This window comes from Candidatus Methylomirabilis sp. (assembly GCA_036000645.1).
Taxonomy (GTDB): Bacteria; Methylomirabilota; Methylomirabilia; order Methylomirabilales; family JACPAU01; genus JACPAU01.
Genome location: DASYVA010000172.1, coordinates 1 through 9,306, shown reverse-complemented (window position 1 = coordinate 9,306; position 9,306 = coordinate 1). Strand labels below are relative to the sequence as shown.

Annotated in this window: 9 protein-coding genes; all 9 read right to left on the bottom strand. The window is 71.3% G+C overall.

Features of this window, described 5'->3' with window-relative positions; all coding sequences use genetic code 11:
* Window positions 1–107: 107 nt before the first annotated feature.
* The 9 genes from VGT06_09775 to VGT06_09735 all read right to left on the bottom strand — a co-directional run bounded on the left by VGT06_09775 (window position 108) and on the right by VGT06_09735 (window position 9,252).
* Window positions 108–1,112, bottom strand: coding sequence for an aldo/keto reductase (locus VGT06_09775; GenBank protein ID HEV8663410.1), 1,005 nt, complete (start codon window positions 1,110–1,112; stop codon window positions 108–110).
* A gap of 106 nt (window positions 1,113–1,218) precedes the next feature.
* Window positions 1,219–2,088 (bottom strand): xanthine dehydrogenase family protein subunit M, encoded by an 870-nt coding sequence (locus VGT06_09770; GenBank protein HEV8663409.1) that lies wholly within the window; start codon window positions 2,086–2,088, stop codon window positions 1,219–1,221.
* Complete coding sequence (locus VGT06_09765) at window positions 2,085–4,448, bottom strand: molybdopterin cofactor-binding domain-containing protein (protein HEV8663408.1); 2,364 nt, start codon at window positions 4,446–4,448, stop codon at window positions 2,085–2,087. Before VGT06_09765 ends, VGT06_09770 begins: the two co-directional genes overlap by 4 nt.
* A 10-nt stretch (window positions 4,449–4,458) precedes the next feature.
* A complete protein-coding gene (locus VGT06_09760) occupies window positions 4,459–4,926 on the bottom strand; it encodes a (2Fe-2S)-binding protein (GenBank protein ID HEV8663407.1) in 468 nt (155 codons plus the stop codon).
* 12 nt (window positions 4,927–4,938) lie between these two features.
* Window positions 4,939–5,445: a PCP reductase family protein gene (locus tag VGT06_09755; GenBank protein HEV8663406.1), complete on the bottom strand. Its 507-nt coding sequence runs from the start codon at window positions 5,443–5,445 to the stop codon at window positions 4,939–4,941.
* A complete protein-coding gene (locus VGT06_09750; protein HEV8663405.1) occupies window positions 5,442–6,362 on the bottom strand; it encodes a P-loop NTPase in 921 nt (306 codons plus the stop codon). The genes VGT06_09755 and VGT06_09750 overlap by 4 nt, the downstream gene beginning before the upstream one ends.
* Window positions 6,359–6,778, bottom strand: coding sequence for a hypothetical protein (locus VGT06_09745; GenBank protein ID HEV8663404.1), 420 nt, complete (start codon window positions 6,776–6,778; stop codon window positions 6,359–6,361). The genes VGT06_09750 and VGT06_09745 overlap by 4 nt, the downstream gene beginning before the upstream one ends.
* A gap of 41 nt (window positions 6,779–6,819) precedes the next feature.
* On the bottom strand, window positions 6,820–8,691 hold the full coding sequence (locus VGT06_09740) for a universal stress protein (GenBank protein HEV8663403.1): 1,872 nt from the start codon (window positions 8,689–8,691) through the stop codon (window positions 6,820–6,822).
* Between the two features lie 63 nt (window positions 8,692–8,754).
* Window positions 8,755–9,252 (bottom strand): restriction endonuclease, encoded by a 498-nt coding sequence (locus VGT06_09735; protein HEV8663402.1) that lies wholly within the window; start codon window positions 9,250–9,252, stop codon window positions 8,755–8,757.
* Between the last annotated feature and the right edge of the window lie 54 nt (window positions 9,253–9,306).

The following is a 9,306-nucleotide window of genomic DNA, read 5'->3' as shown; positions in this document are numbered from 1 at the left end:
AGCGGTGGCGGGTCTCGACCTGCGTCTCGCGCGAGGAACGGCCGCGGAGACACGCGGGCCACCCGGTCTTCCGGGTGGCCCTCAGTGCATTCGCGACGGGCGCGGACCTAGGTGGTCGAGGGAGCGGGGACGAGGTCGAAGTTGCGGGCGTACAGGTCGGCGACGCGCCGGAGCTCCTCCGGGGTGAAGTCCGGCCTGCCGGGGGCGGCGGCGAACTCCGCGAGCTGCTCGTCGTTATAGATGTTGGGTAGGACGGTCCCCATCGCCGGCTGGTGGAGCAGCCACTTCAGGGCCGACTGTCCGAGCGTCATCCGGCCGCCGGCCGTCAGGAAGTCCAGCCGGGAAATCTTCTTCAGCCCCTCGGTCAGCCACTCCCGCTTCCGGTGGCTCCGGTGGTCGGAGCCGTCGAAGGTCGTCTCCTCGGTGTACTGGCCTTCGAGGAGGCCGGAGGAGTGGGGGACCCGGGCGAGCATCCCCACCCCCCGCTCTGCCGCGAGGGGGCAGACCGGGGCGCCGATCTGCTGCTCGAGTATATTATAGATGATTTGGAGGCCCGTGATCCTTCGCTCGCCCAGAAGCGCGCGGCTCTCGGCAATCTGCCGGGGATCGATGGCCGGCCCGAGCGTCGCCCCGTAGTGGCGGATCTTTCCCTCCGCCCTCAGGGCTTCCAGGGTGGCAAAGAGGTCGTCCCGCCGGATGGCGTCCAGGCGGGGGTTGTGGAGCTGGTAGAAGTCGATCCGGTCGGTCTCCAGGCGCTTCAGGCTCTCCTCGCAGGCGAATCGAACATAATCGGGCGTCCACTTCTGCGGGAGCTCCTTGTGTCCGCTCCGGTCGGAGGTGTCGCTGGTGTAGAAGTCGTAGCCGACCTTCGTGCTGATGACGATCTGGTTGCGCTTGTCCTTCAGGGCCTTGACGAGGATCGTCTCTCCGAGGCCGTTGCCGTAGGTGTCGGCGGTGTCGAAATAGGTGATCCCGAGGTCGAACGCGCGCTTCAGGAGCCGCATCCCGACCGCCTCGTCCTTGATCCCCCACCAGGTGGTGCTCACCGTCCAGACCCCGAAGCCCACCTCGGAGGCGGTCAGGTCGGTGTTTCCGAAGCGGCGGTACTTCATCCTGCGCTCCTTTCCCTCTTACGGATCATACCACGCCGCTGGCGGCCCCGTCGAGCAGGGCTCGGGGCCGCACTTGCCGTGGCAGTCTGCGCGACGGTGGAGCCGCCTACGCTCCGCCGGCGCGCCGGACGGCGGCCTCGAGGGCCCGCCGGGCCATGACGGTGACGAGGTGGGCCCGGTACTCCGCTGAGGCCACCAGGTCCTCCAGGCACGTCAGGCCGTCGGCCGCCTTCGCCGCCGCCGCCGCGATGCGCTCCGCCGTGGCCGCCCCTCCCTCGAGCGCCGCCTCGGCGGTCCGGGCGCGCGACGGCTTCGCGGCGGCCCCCGTGACGCCGATCCGGGCGCGCCGCACGGTCCCCTTTTCCAGGGTGACGGCGGCCGCCACGCCGGCGACGGCGAAGCGGGAGGCGGGGTGGGGGAACTTGGCGTAGGCGCTCCCGGTCCCGGCGGGCGGCGCCGGCAGCCGGATCTCGGCGATGAGCTCCTCGGGCCGCAAGGCCGTCGTCAGCATGTCAACGAAGAAGTCGCCGGCCGGGATCGTCCGCTCGCCCTTGGGCCCGACGACCCGGACCTCGGCCTCGAACGCCAGGATCGGGGCCGGGTGGTCCGCCGCCGGATCGGCGTGGGCCAGGCTCCCTCCCAGCGTGCCGCGGTGGCGGACCTGAGGGTCGCCGATGAGGCCGGCCGCTTCGCTGAGGGCCGTGAAGCGGCGGCGCAGCACCTCCGAGGCGGCGAGCGCCGCGTGGGTCACCATGGGGCCGATCCGGACGGCCCCGTCCGCCTCCCGGATGGCTGCCAGCTCCGGGATCCGCCCCAGGTCGATGAGGGCGGCGGGCCTCGCGAGACGGAGCTTCATCAGGGGCAGGAGGCTGTGGCCCCCCGCCAGGACCTTCGCCTCCTCGCCCTTCTGCGCCAGGAGGGAAACCGCCTCCTGGAGAGTCCGGGGCCGATGGTACTCGAACGCCGCCGGGATCATCGCCGTCCCTCCCGCGCGCTGCTGCCGGCCTTCGCCGCCCGGATGGCGCGCCAGATCTTCTCGGTCGTGAGGGGCATGTCCAGCTCGCGGATCCCCAGCGGGGCGAGGGCGTCGAGCACGGCGTTGACCACCGTCGGGGTGGCCGCGATGGTTCCCGCCTCTCCCACCCCCTTCGCCCCGAGCGGGTTGACCGGGGACGGGGTGACCGTCCGGTCCGTCTCGTAGGACGGCAGGTCGTCCGCCCTGGGGACCGCGTAGTCCATCAAGGAGCCCGTGAGCAACTGCCCGTGCTCGTCGTACACCGCCGCCTCGTAGAGGGCCTGCCCGATCCCCTGGGCGATGCCGCCGTGGACCTGTCCGTCCACGAGGAGCGGGTTGATCACGTTGCCGCAGTCGTCCACCGCCACGTACCGCTCGAACTGCACCTTCCCGGTCTCGGGGTCCACCTCCACCACGGCCACGTGGGTGCCGAAGGGCCAGGTGAAGTTGGGCGGGTCGAAGACGGTGCTGGCCTCCAGGCCGGGCTCGATCTCCGGGGGGAGCGGGGTGGCCAGGTGCGCCGCCCCCGCCACCTCGCGCAGGGTCTTCGCCCGGTTCGGATCGCCCTGGACCGCGAACCGGTTGCCGTCCCAGGTGACCTTCTCCAGCGGAGCCTCGAGGAGGTGCGCGGCGATGGCCCGGGCCTTCTCCCGGACCTTCTGGACGCTGAGGTAGACCGCCGTCCCGCCGACGGCCGCGCTGCGGCTGCCGAACGTGCCGGTCCCGAAGGGGACGATCTGGGTGTCCCCGTGCAAGACCTCCACGTCCTCCGGGCTCACCGCGAGGCCGTCGGCGACGATCTGGGCGTAGCTGGTCTCGTTTCCCTGGCCGTGCGGCGAGCAGCCGGTGAGGACGGTGACCTTGCCGCTGGCGTGGACCCGGACCGTGCCCAGCTCCCAGCCCCCGCCCCCGCCCCCCGCGGCCGCCAGGCCCTTCGAGGGACCGACGCCGCAGACCTCGACGTAGGAGGAGATCCCGATGCCGAGCAGGCGCCCGTTCTTCCGGAGCTGCGCCTGCTCCTTGCGCAGCGCCTCGTAGCCGACGAGCTGGAGCGCCTTCTCCAGGGCCGCCCGGTGGTTGGCGCTGTCGTAGGTGACGCCGGTGGCGGTGGTGTAGGGGTAGGCGTCAGCCGGGATGTAGTTGCGCCGGCGGACCTCCGCCGGGTCCAGGCCCAGCTCCATGGCGATCCGGTCCACCGTCCGCTCGAGGACGTAGCAGGCCTCGGGGCGGCCGGCGCCCCGGTAGGCGTCCACCATGGCGGTGTTGGTGAAGACCCCCCGCACCTCGCACGCGATCACCGGGATCCGATAGGCCCCCGACAGCATGATCCCGAAGAAGGCGGAGGGGATGGCCGGGGCGAAGGTGGAGAGGTAGGCCCCCAGGTTCCCGATGCACTTGCACCGGAGCCCGAGGATCGTCCCGTCCTTCTTGACGGCGGCCTCGATGTAGTCCACCCGGTCCCGCCCGTGCGTCGTGGCCTGGTAGTTCTCCCGCCGGTCCTCGATCCACTTCACCGGCCGCTGAAGCTGCATGGCCAGGTGGGCGACCAGGACCTCCTCGGGGTAGAGGTAGATCTTGCTGCCGAAGCCGCCCCCCACCTCCGGCGCGATGACCCGCAGTTTGTGCTCGGGGAACCCGAGGACCATGCCGAGCAGGGCCCGGATCAGGTGCGGGGCCTGGGTGCTGGTCCAGACGGTCAGCTCCCCGGCCGCCGGCTTGAACTGGGCCAGGACCCCCCGCGGCTCCATCGCGTTCGGGATCACGCGCTGGTTGACCAGCCGCAGACGGACGACCCGGTCCGCCTTCTTGAAGGCCTCCTCCACCCCCTGCCCGGGGAAACCCCAGGCGAAGGCCGTGTTGTCCGGCGCCTCGTCGTGAATCGTGGGGGCGCCGGGGGCGAAGGCCCGCTCGCAATCCGTGACGGCCGGGAGCGCCTCGTAGTCCACCGCGATCAGGTCGAGGGCGTCCCGGGCGGTGTACCGGTCTTCGGCCACGACGGCCGCCACGCGGTCTCCCACGAGGCGGACCCTGTCCGTCGCCAGGACCGGGTGAGCCGGGGTCTTCAGCCCCGGCAGATTCCAGCCGCACGGCATGGTCCCCATCTTCCCGGCGATGTCCCGGCCGGTCAGGACCGCGATCACCCCCGGGTGGCGGGCCGCCTGCTCCGTCCGGATGCCCGTGATCCGCGCGTGCCCATGGGGACTTCGGAGGACGGCGCAGTGCAGGATCCCCGGCAGGGGAATGTCATCCACGTAGGCCCCCTGTCCCGTGATGAGGCGGGGGTCCTCCTTCCGCTTGAGGGGCGCCCCGATGTATTTCATGGCTGTCTCCTCAGCGCCCGGCGCCGGCCGCGCGCTGCACCGCCCGCACGATGTTGTGGTAGCCCGTGCACCGGCAGAGGTTCCCCTCGAGGCCGTGGCGGATCTCCGCCTCCGTTGGGTTGGGCCGCTCCTTCAATACTTGCACCGCCTGGAGGATCATCCCCGGGGTGCAGTACCCGCACTGCAGCGCGTGCAGCTCCCAGAAGGCCTCCTGGACCGGGTGCAGCCGCCCGTTCTGCTGCAGCCCCTCGATCGTGGTGAGCTCGGCTCCGTCCGCCTGGACGGCGAGGAGCGTGCAGGACTTCACGCTCACCCCGTCCAGCAGGATGGTGCAGGCCCCGCACTGGCTCGTGTCGCATCCGACCTTCGTCCCGGTGAGCCCCAGGACGTCGCGGAGGTAGTGGACCAGGAGGAGCCGCGGCTCCACCGTGTCCTCCCGCCGCCGCCCGTTGACCGTGAGCGCGATTGGCAGCTTCATGGCGTTCCCCCCTTACATCCCGAGCGCGCCGCGCGCCTCGTCCATCACCGCCCCCGTGATCCGGGGGTATCCCCGCTCCCGGGCGAACTGCTCGATCCCCTTCTTGGCCATCCCCCGGACGAAGCCCGGGATCCGGTTCAGCCGCTCTGCCGCCTCGTCCGTCCAGAGGGGGCCGTCCGGCGTCCCGTCTTCCTCCCGTCCGACCCCCGATCCCATCGCCGCCACCATCCCGCCGAAGGGGCAGCCCGGTCCCGTCCCGGTGTCGCCGCTCGCATCTCCTTCCCCCTTGCCGCTCCCCAGGGCCGAGGTCAGGAAGCCGAGCGGCTCCGGCGGACCGGCCGGTCCTCCCAGGCGCACGTCCATGGACTTGATGAGCTGGGTCTCGAACGGGTTGGTCAGCATGGCGACCTGCCGCCCGCAGGCCGGACAGGAGAAGACGGCGGTGATCGATCCCGCCTCCGGGCCCCGGGCCGACTCCAGGGCCATGGGCGCGTCACAGGCGACGCAGAGGAACTTCATCCCTCACCCCTCGCGGGCGCCTCGGCCGCCCGCCACTCCACGTAGGCCCGCACATCGGCCGCGAGCTGCGCCAGCGCAGCGGCCGCAGGGGCCTCCGGATGGGCCAGGACGAGGGGCAGCCCCCGATCCGCCGCCGAGGCCAGGCGGGGGTCGAAGGGAACCCGCCCGAGAAACGGGATCCCCACCGCTTCAGCGACCGAGGCCGAGTCGGCCCCTCCGGGAAAGCCGCTGGCCTCGCCGCACCGGGGGCAGGGCCCCGGCGCCATGTTCTCGAGGAGCCCGATGAGGGGGGCCTTGAGGACCTCCCGGGCCAGCGCGATGGCTTTCCGCACGACCAGGTGCGAGAGGCCCGTCGGGATCGTCACCACGATCCCCCCGCTGAGGTCCGGCAGGAGGCCCGCCAGGTTGGCCATCCGGTCGCTCCCGGGCGGGAGGTCCAGGAGGAGGAAGTCCAGGGCGCCCCACTCGACGTCGCTCAGGAACTCCCGGAGGGCGTTCACCTCCATGCTTCCCCGCCAGAGGTAGGCCTCGGTCTGTGAGGGCCCCTGCCAGGTGAGGGGAGTGTCGTCGCCGGCGAGGAAGAGGTCCATCGAGACGACTTTCACCCCGAGGGGTCCCACGGCCGGCAGGACCCCCCCCTCGCAGAGCACCGGGCGCACGCCCCGTACGCCGAGCAGGGTGGCCATCGAGGGGCCGTTCAGATCGGCGTCCAGGACCGCGACGCGCTGCCCCGCACGGGCAAGGGCCACCGCCAGGTTGGCCGTCACCGTACTCTTCCCGACCCCTCCCTTCCCGCTCAGGATGGCCACCTTGTGCCGGACGGCGGCCATCCGGCGCTTCAGGCGCGCCTGGTGGGCTTCGACCTGCCCGGGAACGTCGCTCCCCCCGTCCCCCGGGATGTCCTGGTAGCGTTTCACGGGCTCCCTCGGCGCTCCGGCGCTGGTCCGAGCTGCCACGCCGCCCGGGCGACGATGGCGGCCGCCGCCACGGTCACCAGGAAGAAGACCCAGGCACCGGCCGCCATAGGGATACTCACTCCGCCGGGAAGCGGGACCGGTCCGCCTCCCGCAAGGGCCACGCGCAGGACGCCGTACGCCCGCAGCGCCATGAGGAGGACCAGGAGCCGGGCAAACCACTTGGAGCCGCGCCAGAGGAGCCAGGGGAAGAGGACCAGGACGACGGCCCCGATCCCGAACCAGACCCAGGCTCCCCGGCCCATCGCGCGCGGGCTCGCCCCGGCGGCCGCCAGGGTGAGGGCGCCGGCCATGTACAGGATTCCGTACGCCAGGTAGGCCAGGGCGGCCTGCCGGAACTTCTCCTGCCCCCCGTTCATCTCCCTCTTCGCCCGCGCGAGACCCTCCCTCCTCGGGCGCTTCACTCGAGGGCCGTTTCGCCCTCCGCCCTCTGAGTCTGCCGGGTCATCTCGGCCATCATCTCCCGGGCCTCGGCGATGGCCTCCTCGGCGACCGCCAGCGTGACGACCGCCACCCCGCGCTTGGCTGCGAGCGCCTCGATCTTCCCCCGGGTGATGTCCCGCATGAACCCGGCCGGGACGCGCGTGAGGCGCGCGGCGGCCTCCTGGCTCCAGGGGAGCGCTCCGGGGGCGGTCACGTTCGCCCCGGGCCTCGGGCTGAGGCCCTCCGTCTCCTCCCGGGTCTCCTCCACGACGGCGGCCGCGAGGTCGCGCGTGATGCTGGTCAGTTTCCGGATCCGGGCCGACTTCTCGATGCGGGCCTTGGCCCGGCGGCGCTGGTAGCCTGACGGGACGGTCCGGAGGACCTGGCGGGCCTCCTCCGTCCAGGCGAGCTTGACGCCGTCGAAGGTCTCCTCTTCCGTCAGGGCCCCCTCCTGAGTGGCCAGCGCTTCGACCGCCGCCCTGTCAATGACCTGGAACGTCGCGCCGGGGGCCTGGCAGACGGGGCACTGCACGGGCCGGGCCGCCTTGGCGATATAGCCGCAGCGGCTGCAGAGGGCCGTGACGCCCTCGGCCCGCCGGACGGCGTCAATGGCCAGGTCCAGCGCCGCCTGCCGCATCGTCTCCTGGGTCCGCTTCGGCATGAAGAGATCCATCACCGCCTCGATGACCGAGTTGGTGATGACCGAGTGGCCCCGCTCGATGGCGTAGCGCAGGACCGCGGTCCGGGCCAGGCCCCGGACGAAGCCGGGCACCCGCTCCATCCGTGCGGCAGCCTCCTCCGTCCAGGCGATGCTCGCCTCCGCCTTCATGTCCATGGGGGGATAGTAGGTCCCGCTGGCCAGCAGGACGTGGCAGGGGGCCAGCCGGACCAGATTCTCGGTCGTGCTCCCGATGTCCATGCCGGGTGCGCTGTGGACCCCCACCCGGCCCACCACGAGCAGCCAGGGCCGAGCCTTCCGGACGTACTGGAGGATCTTCTCGAAGGCCTTCCCGTCCAGGAGGGTGATCTTGAGGTCCACTCCCTCCTCGGCCGCCACCGCGGCCGCGACCTCCAGGTGGGACTGATAGATCTTCGCCAGTCCGGTATCGATGACCTCCTCGTGAAGCTGTTCCTGCTCCTTGAACTTGAACACGCGGGAGGCGTCGGCCGAGAGGACCCCCACGATGCTGTTGAACATGGCGTAGTGGAGGTAGGGGTCGTAGACCCCCACCGCCTCCACCGCGCGGCTCGTGGCCTTCCCGAGGGCGAGCGCCACCCGCAGCCCGTGGTACGATTGCGGGCTCCCGTCGATTCCGACCACGATGGACCCGTTCGCCTGCTGCTCCCAGGGGGCGGTGTTCCGCACCACGAAGAGGTCCCGCTGCACCCGCCGCATGACCCGCTCGGTCACGCTGCCGAGGAAGCTGTCCTTCACCGCTCCCAGACCTAAGGCGCCGATGACCACCAGGTCGTAGTCGCTGCCGGTAATGTCCTCCACCAGGGCCTGGTAGTTCTTCCCATCGAACGTCTTGCGGGCGCACCGGACGGACGCCGCCTCGCACTTGCGCTGGAGAACGTCCAGGTAGGAGTCGGAGATGAGCTGGAGGCCCATCGTGATGAGGGAGTCGTGGATCTTCCGTTGCTTCTCCAGCTCCTGCTCGTCCTGGTACTCGGCCGGGAGGGTGAACTCCATCTGCCGGAACCGGTAGTCGTGCATCCGGGCGGCGTAGACGTGGCTCCCCGTGACGGCGGCACCGGAGGCCCGGGCGAGGGCCACGGCCACCTCGCAGGCGATGTTGGAGTACTCCGAGTTGTCCACCGGGACATAGAGGTGGCGGTACGGGGTCATGGGGTGGGAACTCCTCTGTGGACCGGGGCTCCGCCCGGCCCCGGCACGCGTGCCGGGTGCGCGTTAGGACGGGAGGGGGATCCGGAACTCGGTGAGGAGCTGGGAGAACCGCTGTCCGTTGATCAGTTCGATGGGAGGCCCCTCGAGACGCTTGGCGACCTCCTCCACAAAGTAGCCGGTCGTGATGAGGATCCCCTTGGTGGCCCGCTCCCCCTTCACCGTGTCGGCCAGGGCCGAGACCCGGGACGGGTGGATCGGCTCGTCGTCCTCCGCCAGGATGCAGTGGACCAGGTAGTCCCCCCCGGTGACCGGTTGGGGGTTCACGGCCTGGATGTCCAGCTCCCGCTCCGAGGGGCGGACCACGCTGTCCACGACCAGGCCCATCTCCTCGAGCAGCTTCACGCAGAGGCGCTCGAACTCGGGCATCGCGAGACCGGCGATGCCCGCGGGGGGCGACCCCCGGTCCCGGTAGAAGTCCCTCTCCATGACGACGGGGGCCTTGCGGGACGAGAAAATGATGAGCCCGATCAGGAGAAATCCCAGGAGGACGGCCACTGCCACCAGGCCAAACATGGGCGGCCTATTTGATCATGTCGTCGTAGATCTCGTCCTCCC

Coding starts and splice junctions, on each gene's coding strand:
- VGT06_09775 (HEV8663410.1), bottom strand. CDS start 1,112: ATGAAGTACCGCCGCTTCGGAAACACCGACCTGACCGCCTCCGAGGTG.
- VGT06_09770 (HEV8663409.1), bottom strand. CDS start 2,088: ATGATCCCGGCGGCGTTCGAGTACCATCGGCCCCGGACTCTCCAGGAG.
- VGT06_09765 (HEV8663408.1), bottom strand. CDS start 4,448: ATGAAATACATCGGGGCGCCCCTCAAGCGGAAGGAGGACCCCCGCCTC.
- VGT06_09760 (HEV8663407.1), bottom strand. CDS start 4,926: ATGAAGCTGCCAATCGCGCTCACGGTCAACGGGCGGCGGCGGGAGGAC.
- VGT06_09755 (HEV8663406.1), bottom strand. CDS start 5,445: ATGAAGTTCCTCTGCGTCGCCTGTGACGCGCCCATGGCCCTGGAGTCG.
- VGT06_09745 (HEV8663404.1), bottom strand. CDS start 6,778: ATGAACGGGGGGCAGGAGAAGTTCCGGCAGGCCGCCCTGGCCTACCTG.
- VGT06_09740 (HEV8663403.1), bottom strand. CDS start 8,691: ATGACCCCGTACCGCCACCTCTATGTCCCGGTGGACAACTCGGAGTAC.